Genomic DNA, 21,292 nt, shown 5'->3' on the forward strand with positions numbered 1-21,292 from the left:
GCTCGGCTACAATCTGACACGCGTGCTGAACATCGTCGGGATGAAACCGCTGCTGGCGGCGGTGAGGGCGTGATACGGGCGTTGCCGCGCGGCCGTTGCGGTTCATGGGGCGCGTAAAAGAGCCCCGACATTGCCTCAGGATGAGTTCTGGTCGAGCGGCCGTAAAACTTTCCCAAATTGATCGGACCGCGATAGCCTGAGCTCAACCGCGCTGGTCCGCGTCATGCAACAGCGTTTTTACACGACCAAGACCCATTGCGGACCTCAGGTTGCTGTGGGTCGGTGGTTATCTCTACGTCATGGGGTATCCTACTCCTCCAGCTCTGCGAAGGAGCATACTTGCGTGTTTACGCTGAGCGACTCTGTCCGCCGCAGAAGCGGTGGCCCCATCATGGTAGCATCTTCTCATTGGAGCTGACTAATGCGACCGAGGATGCGTGACTGCCAAGGCTTGAGGTTTGGGTCGTTCAAATGACTTCTTGCTCGTTCGAGCACGTCGCCAGCCGGAGCCAGCCGGCCCCGAGCAAATTGTCGCTCCAACTGTTTTTCGAGAAGTGAAATCGTGGCTGGTTCCGTTATCGGAGCAAACACCAGGTCGAGCATCACATCATCTGGAAAAGTGCGCTCATCTAATCGCAAGTTGTATATGGCTTCGATGCCCATGTTGATCCGAAAGGCTTCGTGACTTTTGAGCAAACGAAGAATGCGCTCTCTCAATAGTTGAGGTTGCGTCCTCGATGCATTGGATGCGATCTGCGACCAGGTCCATCTTGCCGTTCCGAGCGCATCTGCGCCAATCGCGTCCTTTTGATCGAAGTATTTCTCAACGCCAGTCAGCACTTCGTCGAATGGGAACGGCTCGGCTGGTTTTCGGAGAGTTTCGATGTCAGTTCCGATAGCGTTAGCGAGAAAAGACAACCGGTCGATCGGCGGCCCTGCATCGATTGCTGGCGGTCGCCTTTCAAACAGAAGCAGGAATTGCGTTCGGTTCGAGAGGCCACCTTTGATATGACGAGCCAGAAAGCGATCCTTGCCGCCAATGCGTTCAAAATATTCGTCGGTTTCGCCCGTGAACCCCTTCGGAAGATCTGACTTTCGTGGCCATCTCGCGTCTGACGTTATTATACGTAACAGTAAACCGTCCTCAAATTCGGCGACTTCCCGTCGCGTCGCACACTTTCCGGGGTAGCCCGATAGAAGAAATTCAAGAGCAAGTCTGGCGTTATCTTTCCCAAGACATGTAGCGCCCTCAGCTTGGGAATAGAGCATCCAACTACGGGGAGCCCGAGTGTTAGATCGAAGCGCAACCGTGTGATTGGATGTGGCCAGAACCTTGATACAGACCTTATCGCAAAGATTATTGTTGTCGTCTTCAACCGCGAGCAGCGTATGGTTTTTTCGCTCGGGTTCGGCCGTGTAGGATGTGAGACCTATGAACAGATCCTTTTCTTCCGTTATCAGTAAGAACGAACCGCCATAGACGATGCCGGCAAGGATGATCGGTCCAAAAACAAAGCCGATTCGCTGTTTCGCAAGTCCATAGATGGGCAAAAGAATGAACGGCGCGGCATATGCAGCGAAAAAAAGAACCATTAAGCCGGGCGCGAACATGAGCACGATGCCCATCGCGACAGCCGCGCTCCAGACGCAAGCCGCCGAGAAGGCGGCAATCACAGCGGAGATGCAAGTGTCGCCAAGAATCTTAAATAGCGCTTGAGATTTCACCTGCGGTCGAGGCTCTTCGCTAGATGGTGGAACAGCCTTTGGTTGTGGCCCGCAGCACCCTAATGGTTGGTAAACCGTGGTCCTTGCGGAGCGACATCGGGGCGGCATCGCCATTTTCGGTACCGAAACCGATAGGCGCTCAGTTCAGCGAAGTCCGCTTGTTGGCCCTCAGCAGACATGCCACCAGCGCTTTTTCTGGAATCCGATAACCGCCCTTAACGGACTTCAGACCCCGACAGAGATCATGCCATCCGAGGCTGGCACGGAGCAGCACTACGGAACAATAAAAAGACTTCGCGGTTAAACTGTTTCCCCCGACACCGGAGTCGACCATTTGCAAGCCCACCAGTCAAAACTTGACGGGATCGACGATACTGCGCGCCTTCAACTGCTCATCGACGCAATCGTTGATTACGCCATCTACATGATCGACCTCGACGGCACAGTCCGCAGCTGGAACTCCGGTGCCCAGCGGTTGAAGGGCTACTCGCCTGACGAAATCATCGGCAAGTCGTTCGCATCCTTCTATACGCCAGATGATCGCGACAATGGGCTTCCAGAGCGCGCCTTGAGCGTCGCAGCACGAGAAGGCCGCTTCAGCGCCGAAGGATGGAGAGTCCGCAAGGACGGAAGCCGTTTCTGGGCATCGGTCATCATCGATGCCGTCCGCAATCAAGCCGGTGAAGTGATCGGCTTCGCCAAGGTCACGCGAGACGTTACCGAACGTCAGGAAGCCCATGAAGAGCTTCTCGATAGTGAGCGGCGCTATCGCCAGCTGGTCGAGGCCGTGGTCGATTACGCGATCTTTCAGCTCGACCCACTCGGCAACGTGACAACCTGGAATCCCGGAGCAGAGCGGATCAAGGGCTACGCGCCGCCGGAGATCATCGGTCGGCAATTCAGCGCTTTTTACACGCCTGAAGAGATAGAAGTCGGTGTGCCCAAGCGTGCGCTTTCAGAGGCGGCGGAGCATGGTCGCTTCGAAGCGGAAGGCTGGCGCCTGCGAAAAGACGGCTCCCGCTTTTGGGCGTCGGTCATCATCGATCGCATCACGGACGAGGCCGGAAACATCGTCGGGTTCGCCAAAGTCACGCGCGACGTTACGGACCGGAAGCGCGCCGAGGACGAGCTCAAGCACGTTCAGGAGCAACTCGCCGCATCCCAAAAGCTGGAGGCGGTGGGGCAACTCAGCGGCGGGATCGCGCACGACTTCAACAATCTGCTCATGATCGTCCTTGGCAATCTCGAGACAGCTGAACGGCACGCCAAGGCGCCCGGAGCCAATCTGAACCGGGCGCTCGCAAACGCCAAACGAGGCGCGCAGAGAGCCGCGGCGTTGACCAGTCGCTTGTTGGCATTTTCGCGCCGACAAGCGCTTGATCCCAAACCAATCAACATAAACAACTACGTCAATAGCCTGCAGGAATTCCTTCAGCGCACGCTCGGAGAGCGCATCGAAGTCCAGACCGTCGGAAGTGCGGGTCTTTGGGAAATCGAAGCCGACGCCAATCATCTGGAGTCAGCCATCGTCAACCTGGCAATCAACGCTCGTGACGCCATGCCCCACGGCGGAAAGCTGACTTTGGAAGCAGCCAACATCTCCGCCGACGATGATTACTGCCGGCTCAATCCTGAACTGGCGCCCGGTCAGTACGTCGCCATTTGCGTGACTGACACCGGAGGCGGAATGTCGCGGGACGTTCTCAGTCACGCCTTTGAGCCCTTCTTTACGACAAAGGAGCCGGGCCACGGCACCGGGCTTGGCCTGAGCCAGGTCTACGGCTTCGTCAAGCAATCCGGAGGCCACGCAAAAATCTACAGCGAGGTGGGGCAAGGCACCACCATCAAGATGTACTTTCCGCGCTTTTCCGGAAGCACACCGCGCGAGGAAATCGCACCCGAAGAAATTGCCGAGGGTGAGCTATCCGAGACCGTTCTCGTCGTCGAGGACGATGAAGATCTGCGCGTCTATATCTCTGACGTCCTGCGGGAGCTCAACTATCGCGTCCTCTCGGCCCGCAGCGCCCAGGCCGCTCTGACCATTCTCCTGCAAGACGACTCGAAGGTGGACCTTCTTCTCACTGACGTGGTCATGCCGGGGATCAATGGTCGCGAACTCGGCAGGCGCGCGCATCAAATTAGACCTGGACTGAAGATCCTGTACATGACCGGCTATTCGCGCAATGCCGTGGTCCATCAGGGAAGGCTTGATGAAGGCGTCAACCTGCTGGAGAAGCCAATCTCGCAAGCAAAACTAGCGCTGAAGGTGCGAGAGATTCTGGATCAGTTTGAATGACCAAGGTCTAACCAGCGGTAGTATCCTGACCGCTGGCCGGCGGCGATCACTGTAGCACCGTCCGCTCTCTGGGCCTTAGCCGTCATCCCTCCCTGTCTGCCTGGTGCCTCAACGGGCACCAAGATTCCCTTACTGCGCTCACCCTGAGGGAGTGGATCGGTAGCCGGACTTTCCCCGCTTGACCTTTTTTCGCGCCGTGAGATTTTTACGGGTCGGAGAAAAGCCGGGGGCGGCGATGAAACTGTTGACCGAATACCTGGAGCGCGCCGTCAGTCTGGAGAAACTGGCCGCGGGCGAGCAGGATTCGACCTTCAAAACTCAGCTGTTGAACCAGGCGGCGGCTTACAGAAAGCTGGCGGCAAAGCGCGCCTTGGAATACGGACTGCCGCCACCAAGCCCGCCAGAAGAACCGCCGCAGCCCTGAGAGCGTGAAAAGATCGATCTAGATCCAGGCCGCCTGCGGCCGTGCGGCTGGTGCGATGTCAGGCGCGATAAGCCGCCGGCCAAGCCAAAAGTGAAAGTCCGCGAGGGCGACTAGGCCCGGCGGCGCATCCTCCACGAGCATGTCGCGGGCCTTCGCGAATTGATCGGGAAGTCGCGCAAGAAGCTGCACTCCTGAAGTCGAGCTGACATTCGTTGGGCGGGGGACCCTTGCTCGCTGTGTTCAAAATGGAACATAACTCTTTATCGCGAGTTCCTTCCCCGATCGCACAGCGGGGTGCGCAGGGGGACAGCATGCAAGGGGCGGGAGTTACTATCCTCGTCGTCGAAGACGAACAGCTTATCCGCGACATGGTGGCCGACGCATTGTCAGATGGCGGCTTTGAAGCCGAAGTCGCCGTCAGTGGGGAGGATGCAGTTAGTCTTCTGCAGGGCAACCAAACCAAGTATCGCGCACTCGTTACCGATATAAATTTGTTCGGAAAGCTCGATGGCTGGCAAGTCGGCCATCGCGCCAGGGAGCTAAATCCGGACATCTCTGTGATTTACATGACAGGCGCGGCGGCCGATCAATGGCCCGCCCACGGCGTGCCCAACAGCATCTTGCTGACCAAGCCATTTGCACCTGCGCAAATCGTGACCGCCGTAGCTCAACTTCTGAACACCGGAGCTCCGCCCGCTCAGTCCTGAGGGGAGTGGACGAAGCCTTCGCCGACCGAGGCAGCCTTAGTTATTCGAAGGGCTTGGGCGGCTGTTCGGCCATGGCCTCGACATCGATGGCAGGAAGCTCGCCGGTGCCGTCTTTCAGGTCTGAGGCACGCTGTACGAAGCCAGCAGCGACCGTGGGATCCTTTGTGGTTTTTGCCATGCGCAGCAATTCCGCTGCGGCCTCACGGGCGAACTGGTTTAAGCGCGACCCGGTTGGACATCCGACACTCAGCCGACGTGGAATGATTCAAGGGTCGAATGTTCGTTCCGAATTCAGGCGGGGACAATCTCGAACGAGCCCCGCCATTCTAAGCGCAAGCTGCTCCAGCATGAAAAAACCCGCAGCGGATTGCTCCGCGCGGGTGAACTTTCGATGATGCCATTCTGCCAGTGTTTTGCCCGACGAGTCAAAGCCGAACAGCGCGACGGGCAGGGATGTATCGGTCCGGCAAACGCCTATTTGGTGCAACCAAAATGGCTAACGATTTCAACGCCCCCGCTACTGTGCATGGGGTTGTTTTTCGAGTTTTTGTTTTTGCGCTGCCAAAGCGGAGCCCTTCAGCGCCGGCCGCGCGGCGCCTCCGCCTTGGCCGGCGCCTCGGTCTGCGGGCCGCAACTCGCGGCCGCAAGCGAGCCTTGCGCCTGCGGCATCAGGCCGGGCTCGGGGGCGAGAGCCTTCATCACGATCAGGCCGGTGGTGCTGGGGGAATCGATGATCAGGCGGTCGGCGGCGGTGATCTCTTCGTCCTCCGGCAGTTCGTTGTGCTGCGGCTCGGTCATCAAATCGAGCTCGATCACCTTCTTGCCGGCCGAGCGGTCGTTGATGGCGTAATAGGCGATCTCGTTGCGGGTGTAGAACGACACCGAGGTGTAGGCCTGGCTGACGGGGACCGTCAGCTTGATCGGCCCGTTCGACAGATCGTAGCGGCAGATCGCCAGCGCAAAGGCCGGGTCCATGAACGGCATCGGCGAGGTGCTGGGATCGGCGAGCGGAAGCTGGGTGACGCCGTTGAGCTTCGTCATCGGCGTCAGCCGCGAATAGGCGTCCTGGGTCGCGATCCGCGGCAACGCCAGCACGCTGACGAGATGGACCACGAGGCCCAGCACCACGCCGGCAACGATTGTGAACAACAGCCGGATCATGAGCAGCCCGCCGTCGTGATGGTGGGCATCGGCGCGTCGCGCTGGGTGCGGGTGGCAACGCCGACCGGGGTGTCGTAGAGCCGCAGCATCAGCGCGTAACGCTCGATGCCGCCGGTCGGCAGCCAGTTGCCGGCGCGCGAGCGCGAGGCGATGCGGATCTCGAACGAGCCGTCGGACTGCCGCACGATCTCCTGGCTGGTGAAGCCGTAGCGCTGCAGCGAATTCGGGACGAGATGACCCTTGCGGTCATAAAGCGTCAGCGTCCAGAACCGTGCCGGCGGCGTCACGCCGGAGACCACGACGTCGCAGCGGCCGTCGAGCACCTTCTTCTTGTCGTCGGCGGTCGCGGTGAAGGCGACGCCGTCGCCGGTGCCGATCGGCAGCTCGCCGTTGCGCACGATGGTGGCGCGCGAATACGGATCGACATCGGCGGTGCCGGTGCGCGGACGCGCGGTCCAGGGGCCGATGGTCAGCGCGCCGATCTCGGTGCCGCGCGTCGTCGTCATCCAGGTCGCGCCGACGCCCACCACGGTTGCGAGCAGAAGAGCCGTCAATGTGATCAGGATCAGCCGCACTTGTTTCGATCAGTTCTTGCGCGGGGCGGATGCGTTCGCATTCTCTTCCGCATAGTTCTGCGGGAAGGCGAGCGCGCTCGTGGACGATGCCGGCTTGGCTTGCTTGGGATCGGTGGCCGCCGATTTGGTCGCGGTCCTGGCAGCGTCATCCAGCAGCTTCTCGACCCGCACCAACACGTCGGCGCCGCGCTTGGTCAATACCGGCGGCGGACCGGGCTTGGTCTCCAGCACCTTCGGCGCCGCATTGGCCTGCGCGTTGGCGATCCGCTCGGGCGGCAGCTTCTGGCCCATGCCGATGCCGGCGATTTCCCGGACCTCGACGCCCTGATGCGCCGCGAGCATGATGTCGTGCCAGGTCTGCGCCGGCAGCGAGCCGCCGGTCATGCGGTTGGTCGGCGAATAGTCGTCATTGCCGTACCAGACCGCGCAGGTGAAATTGCCGGTGTAGCCGACGAACCAGGCGTCGCGATAGGCATTGGTGGTGCCGGTCTTGCCCGCGGTCGGAATGCCGTCAAGGGCTGCGCGGCGCGCGGTGCCTTCGCTGACGACGTGGCTCATCATGCCGGCCATGTCGGCGGCCACCGAGGCGGGGATCGCCTGGCGCGGCTTCGGCCCGTCGCGGTCCCAGCGCCAGACCGGATCGCCTGCGCCGGTGCGCACTTCGAGCACGGAATGCGGCGTCACCGCCTTGCCGCGGTTGGGGAAGGTCGCATACGCCACAGCGTGCTCGAGCACGGTGACTTCGTCCGAGCCGATCGGCAGCGACGGCGTGTCGGGCAGCGGCGCCTTGAGGCCGAAGCGGCGGGCGACCTCGACGATCTTGGCGCGGCCGACCTTGGCCGGGTTCTGCGCTTTGGGCTCGTTCTTCTGGCCGATTGCGATCGACAGCTTGACCGGCACGACGTTGATCGAACGCGTGATCGCCTGTGTCAGCGTCACTGCGCCGGAATAGGAATGGCCATAGTTTTGCGGGCACCAATTGCCGATGCAGACCGGGCCGTCCACCACGATCGAATTCGGCGTGAAGCCGTTGAGGAGCGCGGTGGTGTAGACGTAAGGCTTGAACGACGAGCCCGGCTGGCGGTAGGCGTCGGTGGCGCGGTTGAACTGGCTGGCGCCGTAGTCGCGGCCGCCGACCATGGCGCGAATGCCGCCGTCGAGATCGGAGACGACGGTCGCTGCCTGGGTCGCGTGATAGTCGCGGCCGAACTGGCGGAGCTGGTTCTCGACCGCGTCCTCCGCAGCCTTCTGCACATTGGTGTCGATCGCGAGCCGGACCACGAAGACGCGCTCGGTGTAGGATTTCGGGAAGGTGTCGACCAGCTTGCGCATCTCGTCGAAGGCGTAGTCGAGATAGTAATTCGGCGAGGCCTCGTAGCGGCGGTCGACCGCGAAGGCGGGATTGCGGCGGGCGCCGAACACCTGGCCCTCGGTCATGAAGCCGGCGTCGACGAGGTTGTCGAGCACAACGTTGGCGCGGGCGCGTGCGGCGGGCAGGTTGATGTGAGGCGCGTATTTGGTCGGCGCCTTGAACAGGCCGGCGAGCATCGCGGCTTCGGCGAGCGTCACGTCACGTGCCGACTTGTTGAAGTAGAAATGCGCGGCGCCGTCGACGCCGAAGGTGCCGCCGCCCATATAGGCGCGGTCGAGATACAGCTTGAGGATCTCGTTCTTGGTCAGGCGCCATTCCAGCCAGACCGCGAGGAAGGCTTCGTTGACCTTGCGTTCGATGGTGCGCTCGTTGCTCAGGAACAGGTTCTTGGCGAGCTGCTGGGTGATCGAGGAGCCGCCCTGGCGGACGCCGCCAGCCTGGGCGTTGGTGACGAGCGCGCGCGCGGTGCCGGCGATGTCGATGCCGAAATGCTCGTAGAAGCGGCGGTCCTCGGTCGCGAGGGTCGCCTTGATCAGCACGTCCGGAAAATCTTCCAGCGGGATCGAATCGTTGTGCTTGATGCCGCGGCTGCCGATCGGGTTGCCGTAGCGGTCGAGGAAGGTCACCGCGAGGTCGGACTTCTTCAGCCAGTCCTCGTCCGCGGTCTCGCGGAAGGCCGGGATGGCGAGGGTCAGCATCACAACCAGGCCGCCGAGGCCGAGGGTCGCAGCCTCCGACAGCGGCTCGATGAACACCCAGCGCTTCCAACGCCCGACATAGAAGCGGTCCATGAAGGTCGAGTAGCGCTCGTAGAGCTCGCGGATGCCCTTGGCCGAGGAGAACAGCGAGGAGTCGATGCGCGCATCGAGATCCAGGAAGAAATTCCGGATCCGGGCCTTCCAATGCGGTGGTATGATCTGGCGCACCTAGAACCCTTGCGGCTTGGTTCGAAAGCGTTCAAGCACCCGGCCGGGGCGGCATCGAGACGTCTTGCGGGAGTGTTGCGGCAAACCCAAGGCGCCCGGCCAGCGACGGTGGGGACTTGCTGTTCCTTCTAGCCGAGCAGGGCCTATAAACCAATGGTCACGCTTGCGATTTTGAACAACAGGCCTAATTGACCCCGGTTCATTACGGGCCTCACGCGGGCGTTGCTTGCAGCCCCGCGGCCGCACGCCCTAGATGGCATCAGCCGTAGCTCTTTCGAACTTTTGTTGAGGCGCATGACCGCAGCTCCCAAACGACCTTCAGGCCAGGAAGGATTCTTCTGGAAAACCAAGACCTTGGAAGAGATGTCGGGGCCCGAATGGGAGAGCCTGTGCGACGGCTGCGGCCGCTGCTGCCTGAACAAGCTCGAGGAAGATGGCACCGGCGACATCTATTTCACCCATGTCGGCTGCAAGCTGCTCGATGGGGTGACCTGCGGCTGCAGGGACTATGCGAATCGTTCCGACAAGGTTCCGGACTGCGTCCGCCTGACCCCGGCCAATGTCCGCACCCTGAACTGGCTGCCGCCGAGCTGCGGCTACAAGCTCGTCGCGGAAGGGCGCGACCTCTATTGGTGGCATCCGCTGGTGTCAGGCGATCCCGACACCGTGCATGAGGCGGGCGTCTCCGTGCGCGGACGGGTCGAAGGCAGCGAGGTGGAGATCCCGGACGATGAGCTCGAGAACCACATCGTGCAGTGGCCGGCGCAGCTTCCGAAACGGGCCCGGCTGAAGCGACGTCCGAAGGACTGATCCGCCTGCGAGATCGACGTCGCACCGGCGCGGACGCCCAGCCTCTGGCGCAGCATATTGATACAATCTGAGATTGTGATAGACTGGCGCCGTTTTACGGATCCGTTTTTTCTCTTGCCTTCTGTTTTCAGTCCCCCACCCGGGGGCGTAAATCTTTGGAGAGGCTTATGGCAAAGTCGCAAAAGCAGGCGAAGAAATCTCCCGTGGTCAAAGGTCAGGCCCGGCCATTTTGTCAGAACGGCCCAAGAGTCCTGCCGCAGCTCAGTCCGGCTGTCATGGCCGACACCCTTCGCGCACGTGCGATTATCTCGAGCCGATCCAAGTGGGTGAACGGCACGGTCCTGCACTACTGCTTTTTCACCTCGGGTCACTTTGAAGTTCCCAGGGCCCAGGCGGACGCGGTACGCAAGGCCTTCGCGAAATGGAAGGCGGTAGGCATCGGCCTCGAATTCCAGGAGGTCTCCCAACTCGCTGAAGCCGAAGTGCGAATTGGCTATTCAGTGCCAGACGGATCGTCGGCCTCGCAGGTTGGCAGGGACGTGCTGCAGGTATCCCAGACCGAGCCGACCACCGTGTATGGTTGGGATCTGACCTCGCAATATGGCAGCGGCACTGCACTGCACGAACTCGGACACGTGCTTGGCATGGAGCACGAGCATCAAAACCCCTTCGCCGGCATCAAGTGGCATGACGAGGCTGTTTACAAGTCGCTGGGCGCCCCGCCCAACAAGTGGAGCCGCTCGACGACGTTTCACAACATCCTGGAGAAGCTCACCCCGCAGCAGGTACAGGGTTCAACATGGGACCCGGATTCCATCATGGAATACGAGTTTGAGCCGGGGCTGATTGCGGAGCCGAAGCCTTACGAGGCCAATGGTCTGGTTCCTCCGGGGACGCTCTCCGCCGGAGACAAGCAGTGGATCCGCCGTTGGTATCCGCCGCTACAGCCGGCCTTGACGACGCTTCAGCCCTTCCATCCGGCCGTGGTCGATCTCGCCGCTGGTCAGCAGATGGACTATGCGATCAAACCCAGCGCCTCACGCAAATATACCATCGAGACCAAAGGGCCGTCTGACGCAACGCTGGTCCTGTTCGAGGAGGTGAACGGAACGCCGCGGTTTCTCGTGGGCGACGATGATAGCGGCGAGGATCGAAACGCGAGGATTTCCTACAAATTGTTCGCCGGCCGAAGCTATATTGCCCGGCTGCGACTGGTGCATCCAGGCCCCTCGGGCAAGACGGCACTGATGTTTTCCTAAAGGTGCCCTGGGACGTCGCAGGGCTGCCAGCAGCGACGGGGGTCCTGCGACTCTCACCTGGGTCCGTACGCCAATCGTCGCGATGGCCCGACTTTGGGATGCACCCATGCGCCGCGGTGCCTGCCTGGGAAGAACTTTGCTGTCTACATTGGACTGCATAGAACGAATCCTTCGCGGCGTTGCGCCGCCCCATGGCTTCCGGTCGAGATGAACAAGTTCGAGCGGCAGAGCAGTTCTGCCGACACCCAGACATTGCCCGACGACATCGCCGAGGAATTGTCCCGCCTTCCGAGCGAGGTCTTGAGCGTCGATGACGCTCCCTCGCTTGCGCCGCCGGCGCCGTTGTCGCAGGACGAGGTCCGCACCATCGTCATCAGCCTGATGCTGACGATGTTCCTGGCCGCACTGGACCAGACCATCGTTGCCACCGCGCTGCCGACCATCGGACGCCAGTTCCACGATGTCTCCAATCTCTCCTGGGTCATCACCGCCTATCTGCTCGCGTCGACCGCGGTCGCGCCGGTGTTCGGCACACTCAGCGACATCTACGGCCGCCGCATGATGATCATCATCTCGCTCAGCCTGTTCGTCGCGGGCTCGGTGCTGTGCGCGATCGCGCCGAACCTGCCGATGCTGATTCTCGCACGCGGTCTCCAGGGACTGGGCGGCGGCGGCATCATGCCTGTCGTGCAGACCGTGATTTCCGACGTCGTGAGCCCACGCGAGCGCGGCCAGTACCAGGCCTATTTCTCCAGCGTGTGGATGGTCGGCGGCATTCTCGGCCCGGTCATCGGCGGCGTGTTCGCCGAGCATCTGCACTGGTCGATGATCTTCTGGATCAATGTGCCGCTCGCGGCCGCGGCGATCGCGCTGCTGTTGCCCCGGATGAAAAAGATCCCGGTGTTCCACCGCAAGCGCAAGGTCGACTGGCTCGGCGGCGTGCTGCTGATGGCCTCTGCCGTCGTCTTCATGCTGGTGCTGACCTGGGGCGGCACGCGCTTCCCGTGGCTCTCGCCGACCGTTCTTGCGATGGTGGGCGGCGCGGTCGCGCTCGCGGTCACCTTCGTTTGGCACGCGCGACGGGCGGACGAACCGTTCCTGCCGCTGCCGCTGCTCGGAGGATCGGTTGTGCCGTTCGGGCTGACGGCCGGCGGCTGCGCGCTCGGTGCGATCACGGGCCTCACCGTGCAGCTGCCGCTCTATTACGAGGCGGTCTATCACCTCAGCGCCAGCGAAGCGGGCCTTGCGCTGATTCCGCTCGCGGCGGTCTCGACCGTCGGCGCGGCCGTCGCCGGCCGCACCATGGCGCGCGCCAAGCACTACAAGCGGGTCGCCATCGTCGGAACGTCCTGGGCTGCCCTGTGCGGCCTCGGCCTGACGTTGACGACGTTGCCGCTCTGGGCACTGCTGACACTGATGGCCGCGTTTGCGCTTGGCCTCGGCACCACCTTTCCGGTCTGCGTGGTCTCGGTGCAGAATTCGGTCGCCCGTCCGCAGGTCGGCACCATCACCGGCGCCTTGAACTTCTTCCGCTCGCTGATGTCCTCGTTCACGGTCGCGGCGTTCGCGGCCATCCTGCTCATCGCCCTCGGTGCCGACGTTCCACTCGCCGGCGAGCATCACGGCGCCGTCAATGCGATCCCCGCCGAGGACATGCGGCATGCGTTCCGCTACGTGTTCGGCGCCGCCACCGCGCTGATGGCCGGCGCCGCGCTCTGCCTGATCATGATGGAGGAGCGGCCGCTGGCCGGTCCCTCCGTCACGCAGCAGGTGGAGATGGCGGAGTAAGGGTTAGCCACCGCGGTCGGGATCATCGTCGCCATTGCCCGCGCCCGTCTTCCGCGCTTTCGTCGCGAGCTGGTACTTGAGCCGTGCGAGCGCTTCGGCAGACCAATCGCCGACATCTGTGACCGCGACCCAGCCATCGACGTAGTGTTCGGGCGCGTAGACATGGCCAAAACCCATCGGCGTGTTGGTTGCGACCGCCATGTCGAGAGCGAGCTGCAGCATCGTGACGATGGGGTACCATCGCAGTTCCGACGATACGTCAGGCCCGCGCGGTGCGTCCATCCAGGCCGGCGCCTGATAGGCGTCGCCGTAGTCGAAGAATGTGATCGCGTCACTGGCATATTGCAGATAGACCACGCGCATCGGGCCCCAGGGCGTATCCGGCGGCACCGTCGGTCCGTTCTGGTTCATGAAGCGCACGAAGCGGCCGTCGCGGAATTTTGGTAGCCACGCCGGTGATCCTGGATTGCGGTTATCGGTAATCGAGCGCCAGATGCGGCTCTCGAATGGCGCTCCGCTCCATAGTGCGCCGGCGATGGGATCGCCGATTGTTTCGAACAATTCTGCGGATTTTTCCGAGTTCATGGCGCCGAGGCTGAGCCCGTGCAGATACAGCTTTGGCCGCTTGTCCTTGGGCAAGCTCGTCCAGTAGCCGTAGATTTCGGCGAACAGCGCACGCGACGCCTCCGCTCCGTATTCGGGCTGAAACAGCAGCGACAGCGGGCTGTTGAGATACGAATATTGCATCGCGACGCTCGCGACATCGCCATGGTGGAGATATTCCACCGTATCCATCGCGGATGGATCGACCCAGCCGGTGCCGGTCGGCGTAACGACGATCAGGACCTTGCGTTGAAAACCGTGCTGGCGCTTGAGCTCCTCGAGCGCAAGCTTGGCGCGCGCCTGGGCCGTGTCGCGGCTGCCGAGACCGACATAGACGCGCACGGGATCCTGCGCGGGCTGTCCGGTAACGGCGCTGATCTCTGTCGCGTTCGGGCCCGAGGCAATGAACCGGCGCCCCATGCGCCCGAGTTCCTGCCACTTCACCAGCGACGCAGAACTCCCGGTTCGATCGGGGGCGGCCGGTTGCGGCCGCTCGGGCTCTTGCAGGGCGTCGAGTTCGCGGAAGGAGGAGTCGAGCGCGTTGAACGCGGTCCGGACTAGGACGTTGCTGGCGATCGACCAGAACAGCAAGCCTGCGATCAGCACGCCGAGGACATTGGCGAGCTTCCGCGGAATGACGCGCTTTGTGCGTACGGCGAGAAAGCGGGCGACAAACGCGAACAGCCGCCCCAGCACCAGCAGAACGGCGAACGTGATCAGGGCGATGACGCAGACCTTGAGCGGATGCGCGGTCTCGACCGGCGTCATCTCCATCACTGTGCGGATCGAATTCTGCCATTCGGCGGTTCGCCGCAGGAAGATAACGACGACCAGCAGGCAACCGGCTGTGACCAGCGCATTCGCAATCGATCTCGCCCGCGGCGAAGGTTCGGGGAATTCGAGATAGTGCCATAGCCGGCGCCACAGCACGCCGGCGAAATAGCCGATCGCAAAACAGCCGCCGGCAAGCGCGCCTTGCGTGAGATAGCTCCGCGGAATCAGCGTCGGCGTCAGCGCGGCAGCAAAGAACAGAGCGCCCAGCATGAGGCCGATACCGGACAGCGAGAGCAATTGCCGTCGAACGAGCCAAGCCAGATTCGTCACGGCATCCTCCGGGCGAGTCTATCTCTTGTTCTGGTCTGAAAAGCTGCTCTGTCGCGGCAGCTGGATCGTGAATTCCGTGAACTTGCCCGGCTCCGTCGCGACGTCGATGGTGCCGCCGTGCTGCTTCACGACGATGTCGTGGCTCATCGACAATCCGAGACCGGTGCCTTCGCCGGCCGGCTTGGTGGTGAAGAACGGATCGAACATCTTTTCCTTCACGTCGTGCGGAATGCCGGTGCCATTGTCGCGGATGCGGATCTCGATGCTGTCGCCCCGGTTGCGTGTCGCGGCGATCACCACCGGCTCGTAATCGGCGGCGCCGTCATCCGACTTGCGCTTGGCGACCGCGTGGAAGCCATTCGAGATCAGGTTCAGCAGCACCCGGGTGATCTCCTGCGGAAACACTTCCGCTTGCCCGGCCGCCGGATCGAGCTCGCGCTTCAGCGTCACGTCGAACTGTGGCTTCTCGGCGCGGGCGCCGTGAAAGGCAAGGTTGAGGCTCTCTTCGACCAGCGCGTTGATGTCGCTCAGCCGATGCTCGCCGCCGCCCTCGCGGGAATGCAGCAGCATGTTCTTGACGATGGAGTCGGCGCGCCTGCCATGCTGCACGATCTTCGCGAGATTGTCCTTCAACAGTCCAGTCAGCTCGTCGACATCGCTGCGGACGTCGTCCGCGAGCGGGACAGGCGCGAGCGCCTCGTTCAGTTCGTCCGTCAGTTCGGCGGACAGGGATGCAAAATTGTTGACGAAGTTGAGCGGATTCTTGATCTCGTGCGCGATGCCGGCCGTGAGCTGGCCGAGCGACGCCAGCTTCTCGGTCTGGACCAGCCGGTCCTGGGCTGCGCGCAAATCGTCGAGCGATTTGGCGAGGTCCCGGGTGCGATCCTGCACCTCGTTGAACAGGCGCGTGTTCTCGATGGCGATCACGGCCTGGTCGGCAAAGGTCTTGAGCAGGGCGATCGCCTTGTCCGGGAAAGGACCGGCCTCCGGCCGCGTCACGCCGATGGTGCCGATCGCGACGCCGTCGCGCAGCATCGGGATCACGAGGATGCTGCGATAACCTCGCGTCCGCGCCAGCTCTCTCATGGCGTCCGTGAGGTCGGGCTCGTTCTGCATGTCGCTGCGGGATGCGAACTCTCCGCTTCTTGCCACCCGGCTGTGAATGCCGGATGCCGACAGCGGCGCCGGGAACGAGCTGAGCAGCTCTTCATTGCCGGCTTCGTTGTCGGTGCTGAAGGCGGCCAGGTGCAGCAGGCCGTCGATGACGCGCGTGACGGTGGAGGAATGTCCGCCGACCAGGGACTTGGCGCTATCGGAGATCGCCTGGAACACCGGCGTCACATCCGCGGGCGAGGCCGCGATCACCTTGAGGATGTCGGCGGTCGCGGTCTGCCGTTCCAGCGCCTCCCTCGTGGTATTGAACAGGCTGACATTCTTGATCGCGATCACCGCCTGGTCGGCGAAGGTCTGCAACAGCCGCACGTGGTGCTCGCCGAACGCGCCGGTCGCGCGTCGCGTGGCGATGATGACGCCGATGGCCTCACCGTCGCTCATCAAGGGCGCGAACAGCATGCTGCGGTAGCCGCGGGCGCGCGCGATGTCGCGGGCCGCCGGTTCGACCTCGGTGTCGGGCAATTGCGCCGCCACCCCATCGGCCACGAGCCGGTAGGGCGGGAACTGCGCGAATGGCACCGGGAACGAGGACTGCAGCACGCGATCACCGGCCGGATCGGTCGGCGTGAACGCCGCAAGGTGCGCGGCGCCGCCGATGTAGCGCAGCACCGCCGTGGAGAAGCCGCCGATCAGCCGGTTGGCGTTGGCGGCGATGGCGTCGAACACCGGCTGTACGTCGGACGGCGAGGCGGCCATCACTTTCAGGATGTCGGCGGTGGCGGTCTGGCGCTCCAGCGTCTCGCGCGTCTCGTTGAACAGCCGCGCATTCTCGATCGCGATCACCGCCTGATCGGCAAAGGTCTGGAGCAGCTGGACGAGGTCGGTTGCGAACGCGCCGGGCTCGGCGCGCGTGACGCTGATCATGCCGACTGGCGTCCCCCGGTTCATCAAGGGCATGAACAGCACGCTGCGGAAGCCGCGCAGCCGCGCGAGATTCCGGTTCAGCTCCGGGACCTCCGCGGCTTCGCTATCTGGAAACTGGATCGTCTCGCCGCCACGCACCAGCGCGAAGGTCGGAAAGTCGGCAATCTTGCGCGGGAACGACGCCTTGAGCCCTTCGTCCGCCTCGGGGCTGGTCGGTGTGAACGCCACGAGGTGGAGCTCGTCCTCGATGAACTGAAGCACGGTGGCGGAGAAGCCGCCGAGCAAGCGCCTGGAGCTGGACGCAATCGCCTCGAAGACCGGCCGGGCATCGGAGGGAGAGGCCGCGATGGTGCGCAGAATGCCGGCGCTGGCGTTCTGACGATCGCGCGCAATCGCGAGCTCGCTGCGAAGCTGCGCGTTCTCGGCTGTGGCCGCCTGTAACAGGCGCTTGAGTTCCGCGATGTCGTTGGAAGGGGCGGTCATTCGCAATCCGGCTTGATGCTGCGACAAGCGCGGCACCAGGGCGGATTATCACATCTCCTGCGGCCGGAGCCAGCGTCCGCGACAGCGAGTTTTGCTGCCTGAATCCGGCCAGCTTTATGTGCCCGGCCGAGACACCTCGGTCTCCTTGCTGGTGATGAACTCCAGCAGCACGGGAACGCCTTCCTGCGTCTTCTGGATGCCGCGCCTGATCGCGGGGATGATGTCCTCAGGTCTTGTCACCCGCTCGCCATAGCCGCCGAAGGCGCGCGCCATCGCGGCGTAGTCGCCGGAAATGTCCGTCGACCGATACTTCTCGGTCGAGACCGGCATCACCTTCAATTCGATCGCCATCGAAAAATTGTTCAGCAGGATCGACATGATCGGAATGCGCTCGCGCACCGCGGTCTCGAAATCCATGCCGGTGAAGCCGATCGCCGCGTCGCCCCAGACATTGATGCAGAGCTTGTCGGGCTTTGCGAGTTTTGCGCCCATGGCCAGCCCGAGGCCGTAGCCGAGCTGCGTCGTCTTGCCCCAGCCGAGATAGGTGAGGGGCTCGACCGACTTCCAGAACGGCGAGAGCTGGTCTCGCGGGCTGCCGGCATCGTGGGTGATTATGGTGTTGCCGATGTCGACGGTGTGCTGCAGGTCCCACAGCACGCGATAGGGACTCAAGGGCGCGTCATTGCTGGTGAGCTTCGGCATCCATTTCGCCAGCCACTCCTTGTGCGAGGCCGCGATCTCGGCCGCGACCACCGAGGCGTCGCGATCCGCGGTGACGGTCTTGTCGATCTCCTCCAGCAGCGCATCGAGCACGAGCCCGGCATCGCCGACGAGGCCGATCCTGGCTTCGACGTCCTTGTTGAGATGGTTCGGATCGAGTGTGGAGTGGATGATGGTTTTGTCTTTCGGCATCGCGATGCCGAAGCTTGTTTCGGTGAAGGAGCAGCCAATGCCGAAAATGACGTCGGCCTCGGTCAGGAACTTCGGCACCGCGCGCGGCACCGCAAGGCCGCCAGAGCCAAGCGAGAGCGGATGCGTCTCCGGGAAGGACGATTTGCCCCCAAGGCTGGTGGTGACGGGAACGGCGAGCCGTTCGGCCAGCCGTTTCAGTTGTGGCCACGCCTGCGCGTAATGCACGCCCTGGCCGGCATAGATCACCGCGCGCTTGGCGTTGACGAGCAGGTGGGCGGCCTCCTTCACATGAACAGGGTCCGCCCCATAGCGGGTGCGCAGCACAGGCGTGTAGTTCAGCGGCTCCGGTACATCTTCGTTCCACATGTCCGCCGGGATCTCGACGATGACAGGCCCGCCTCGGCCGTTCTTCAGCTTGGTGAAGGCGCGTCGAAAAATGTTGGCGACCTCGGCGGCAAGGATGATCGGTTCGGACGATTTCGAAAACGCCTTCATCGCCTCGCTGGAATTGAAGTTCGGCTCGATATGCGCAAGCCTGCGCTGATAACCCATCGGCAGCACCAGCACGGGAACGGATTCGCCGTAGCATTGCGCGACGCCGCCCATCGCGTTCTCCGCGCCGGGCCCATGCTGCATGCAGAACGCGCCAATCGAGCGTCCCGACGTCACCCGCGAGATCGCATCCGCCATGTGGATGCCGACGCGCTCCTGCCGCACCATCACGGGCCTGATATCGGCCTTGGCCGCATGCTCGATCAGATGGTTGACCGGATAGCCGCAGAGGATCTCGATCCCCTCGCGCTTCATGATTTCCGCAATCGCGGTGCCGAGCTTCATGGCGTCTCTCTCCCTGGGCAGGCCGGTTGGTCCGGCTGATTAGGGGAGAGAGGATCAGGAAATTGGCGGAGGGTAAAGCGTGAGCGCGTGAGAGCTGCGGTAGGTCTGCCATGCAGCGAGCTGCCGTAGCCCGGATGGACGCAGCGCAATCCGGGGCCGTGCCACCGGATATCCCCGCGACGAATTTCGCCGCGCTCCATCCGCTCCGTCCGCTACTTGCAGCTTTGGCAGATCCTCAGCTTGCGTTTCAACGCCTCGTCTTCTTGATCGATTAATTGCTCAGCGGCGCCTTTAGCACCCGGGTCGGCCCTGGAGCCCGTCGCCGTGCGTGACCTCACAGGCGGGACCACCTGATGCGATGTGTCGTTGTCGTCGCCAGTGCCTACGCTGAAGCCATCGTAGTCGGCGGCTGGGTTCGGCGCCGATGGAAGCCCGCCGATCACCGGCGGCGAAGCTTCTTTGATGGATGCTGCCGGCGGAGGTCTGGAATTTTTGGCGCCCGCGTGCGACGGCGATCCATTAGGCGGAGAAAGCGAAACCGGCGGTGCGGCCGAAGTCTGTCCTCTCGCGCCGTCCTGCGACCAGACGCCGACAAAGACGAGGCTGAAAGCCAAGAGCATCACGCTTCTCATCCGCATCCTTGCAGCTGTGGTTGGTCGATTGACAGTATGAAGGGTATCAGGACCCGCATGGTCGTCAAAGCGCCGCAGCCCGGATTTCGCAGCCGGGAGTATGGTTCACAAAGGGTGACCGGCCCGCCGCGCACTCCCCAGCCGCCGTGAACGTCAAAGAGGAATTTAACGCTTGGGCCCTAACTTGCGCTCGCCATGAGTGAACAGGCCGTCCACAGCGAGGTTCAACCGTTTTCGGCGCGCGCGGCGCTCCCCTGGCTGGTGAGCCTTGGCGTCTATGTCCTGCTGCTGATCCTAGGACCGCGGCTGCTCAATGATCCCGACACCTATTCGCACATCGAGGTCGGGCGCTGGATCATCGCGCACGGCACGCTGCCGGCGAGCGACCCATTTTCTTTTTCGAGGCACGGCGCCCCCTGGATCACCTTCGAATGGCTCTCGGAGATCATCTACGCCGGAGCCTACGCGCTTGCCGGCTGGCAGGGCGTCCTCGTCGTCGGCGCCGCGGCGATAGCGCTCGCCTTCGGCCTGTTCACGTTCTTCCTGCTGCGCGAGCTTTCGCCGGCCCAGACGCTGCTCATGGTGATCGCGGCCGTGATCCTGTTGGCGCCGCATATGCTGGCGCGGCCACACGTGCTGGTGCTGCCGCTGATGGTGACCTGGGCGGCTGCCCTGGTACGCTGCATGGATCGTGGAGGGCCCCCGCCGTATTGGGCCCTTCCGCTGCTGGTCGTGTGGGCCAATCTGCACGGCAGTGTGGTGCTGGCGCTTGGGCTGATCGGCCCCGCGGGGCTCGAGGCGCTGCTGCGCGAGAAGCGCAGCGAATGGCCGCGCGTATTCCTGCGTTGGCTTCCATTCACCGCGCTTGCGGTCGCTGCGTCCTGCCTGACGCCCTACGGGCCGGATCCGCTGCTGATGCCCCTGACCACGCTCGGCCTCGGCCCCGCGCTCGGTTGGATCGCGGAATGGCGGCCGCAGGATTTCAGCCACATAGGCTTCTTCGAGTTGCTGCTGCTGGCCGGCATTTTCGCGCTCTCGCGTGGCGTGACGCTGCCGGTCGTGCGGGCCTTGGTCGTGATCGGCTTGCTGCATTTCGCGCTGGCCCAGATCCGCAATGCGGATCTGCTGGCCGTGCTGGCGCCGCTCTATCTGGCGGCTCCGCTGGGGCGGAAGTTCGGCGGACCGATTGCGGAAGATGCTGCCGGCTCGTCGCGCGGCCTGAACCTGGCCACACTGGGTGTGTTGATCGTGGTGAGCGCGGCGACGCTAGCCCGTGATATACGGCCGGCTCCGGCCATTACCCCTCAGGCTGCCGTCACTGAAGCCAAGCTCGCCACGACGGGGCACGTGCTCAACGACTATTCCTTCGGTGGCTATTTGATCTTTGCCGGCATTCCCACCTTTATCGACGGTCGCGGTGAACTGTACGGGGGAGCGTTCATCAACCGCTACAATCGCGCTCTGGCGCTGGTCGACCTCGGCGACTTTCTGAAGTTGCTCGACGAATACAACATCGGCGCGACGCTGCTCGCGCCGGGGACGCCGGCGATAGCGATGCTGGACCGGCTACCCCAATGGCAACGCGTCTACAGCGACGACGTGGCGGTCGTGCACAAGCGGCGAGATATGCCGCAAAGATAG

16 protein-coding genes are annotated in these 21,292 nt (G+C 63.0%); 7 read left to right on the forward strand and 9 right to left on the reverse strand.

Annotated elements, in window-relative coordinates; genetic code table 11:
• Positions 1–405: 405 nt before the first annotated feature.
• Positions 406–1,725 carry a hypothetical protein gene (locus IVB41_RS16590; RefSeq protein WP_247432945.1) on the reverse strand — a complete coding sequence of 440 codons (1,320 nt, stop codon included), beginning with the start codon at positions 1,723–1,725 and terminating at the stop codon, positions 406–408.
• Between the two features lie 334 nt (positions 1,726–2,059).
• Here IVB41_RS16590 and IVB41_RS16595 point away from each other — a divergent pair, with 334 nt between their 5' ends.
• The 3 genes from IVB41_RS16595 to IVB41_RS16605 all read left to right on the forward strand — a co-directional run bounded on the left by IVB41_RS16595 (position 2,060) and on the right by IVB41_RS16605 (position 5,152).
• Positions 2,060–4,021, forward strand: coding sequence for a PAS domain-containing sensor histidine kinase (locus tag IVB41_RS16595; protein ID WP_247432948.1), 1,962 nt, complete (start codon positions 2,060–2,062; stop codon positions 4,019–4,021).
• 235 nt (positions 4,022–4,256) lie between these two features.
• Positions 4,257–4,445: a hypothetical protein gene (locus tag IVB41_RS16600; RefSeq protein ID WP_027569099.1), complete on the forward strand. Its 189-nt coding sequence runs from the start codon at positions 4,257–4,259 to the stop codon at positions 4,443–4,445.
• A gap of 311 nt (positions 4,446–4,756) precedes the next feature.
• Complete coding sequence (locus tag IVB41_RS16605; RefSeq protein WP_247288815.1) at positions 4,757–5,152, forward strand: response regulator; 396 nt, start codon at positions 4,757–4,759, stop codon at positions 5,150–5,152.
• Positions 5,153–5,192: 40 nt separating this feature from the next.
• Here the strand turns inward: IVB41_RS16605 and IVB41_RS16610 are convergent, their stop codons facing one another.
• The 4 genes from IVB41_RS16610 to IVB41_RS16625 form a co-directional block, all read right to left on the reverse strand.
• On the reverse strand, positions 5,193–5,330 hold the full coding sequence (locus IVB41_RS16610; protein WP_247432951.1) for a hypothetical protein: 138 nt from the start codon (positions 5,328–5,330) through the stop codon (positions 5,193–5,195).
• Positions 5,331–5,728: 398 nt separating this feature from the next.
• Complete coding sequence (locus IVB41_RS16615; protein WP_027569101.1) at positions 5,729–6,313, reverse strand: DUF1254 domain-containing protein; 585 nt, start codon at positions 6,311–6,313, stop codon at positions 5,729–5,731.
• On the reverse strand, positions 6,310–6,888 hold the full coding sequence (locus IVB41_RS16620; protein ID WP_007593444.1) for a DUF1214 domain-containing protein: 579 nt from the start codon (positions 6,886–6,888) through the stop codon (positions 6,310–6,312). The genes IVB41_RS16615 and IVB41_RS16620 overlap by 4 nt, the downstream gene beginning before the upstream one ends.
• A 9-nt stretch (positions 6,889–6,897) precedes the next feature.
• A complete protein-coding gene (locus IVB41_RS16625; protein WP_027569102.1) occupies positions 6,898–9,186 on the reverse strand; it encodes a transglycosylase domain-containing protein in 2,289 nt (762 codons plus the stop codon).
• Positions 9,187–9,480: 294 nt separating this feature from the next.
• Between IVB41_RS16625 and IVB41_RS16630 the strand changes: the two genes are divergently transcribed.
• The 3 genes from IVB41_RS16630 to IVB41_RS16640 all read left to right on the forward strand — a co-directional run bounded on the left by IVB41_RS16630 (position 9,481) and on the right by IVB41_RS16640 (position 13,043).
• On the forward strand, positions 9,481–9,996 hold the full coding sequence (locus IVB41_RS16630; protein WP_247432953.1) for a YcgN family cysteine cluster protein: 516 nt from the start codon (positions 9,481–9,483) through the stop codon (positions 9,994–9,996).
• Between the two features lie 167 nt (positions 9,997–10,163).
• Positions 10,164–11,255, forward strand: a complete 1,092-nt coding sequence (locus IVB41_RS16635) for a M12 family metallopeptidase (RefSeq protein ID WP_247359848.1) — start codon at positions 10,164–10,166, stop codon at positions 11,253–11,255.
• 207 nt (positions 11,256–11,462) lie between these two features.
• Positions 11,463–13,043, forward strand: coding sequence for an MDR family MFS transporter (locus tag IVB41_RS16640; RefSeq protein WP_027569105.1), 1,581 nt, complete (start codon positions 11,463–11,465; stop codon positions 13,041–13,043).
• A gap of 3 nt (positions 13,044–13,046) precedes the next feature.
• Here the strand turns inward: IVB41_RS16640 and IVB41_RS16645 are convergent, their stop codons facing one another.
• From IVB41_RS16645 to IVB41_RS16660, 4 genes are all read right to left on the reverse strand, one after another.
• Positions 13,047–14,690, reverse strand: coding sequence for an alpha/beta-hydrolase family protein (locus tag IVB41_RS16645; protein WP_247434793.1), 1,644 nt, complete (start codon positions 14,688–14,690; stop codon positions 13,047–13,049).
• 78 nt (positions 14,691–14,768) lie between these two features.
• Complete coding sequence (locus IVB41_RS16650; protein WP_247432956.1) at positions 14,769–17,270, reverse strand: GAF domain-containing protein; 2,502 nt, start codon at positions 17,268–17,270, stop codon at positions 14,769–14,771.
• Positions 17,271–17,384: 114 nt separating this feature from the next.
• Positions 17,385–19,040 carry a thiamine pyrophosphate-requiring protein gene (locus IVB41_RS16655; protein WP_256464242.1) on the reverse strand — a complete coding sequence of 552 codons (1,656 nt, stop codon included), beginning with the start codon at positions 19,038–19,040 and terminating at the stop codon, positions 17,385–17,387.
• Between the two features lie 191 nt (positions 19,041–19,231).
• Positions 19,232–19,651, reverse strand: coding sequence for a hypothetical protein (locus tag IVB41_RS16660; protein ID WP_247432964.1), 420 nt, complete (start codon positions 19,649–19,651; stop codon positions 19,232–19,234).
• 195 nt (positions 19,652–19,846) lie between these two features.
• Between IVB41_RS16660 and IVB41_RS16665 the strand changes: the two genes are divergently transcribed.
• The gene (locus IVB41_RS16665; protein ID WP_247432967.1) at positions 19,847–21,292 is read left to right on the forward strand and encodes a hypothetical protein; all 1,446 of its coding nucleotides are present in this window, start codon (positions 19,847–19,849) and stop codon (positions 21,290–21,292) included.

It is taken from the genome of Bradyrhizobium sp. 44, assembly GCF_023073095.1.
GTDB lineage: Bacteria > Pseudomonadota > Alphaproteobacteria > Rhizobiales > Xanthobacteraceae > Bradyrhizobium.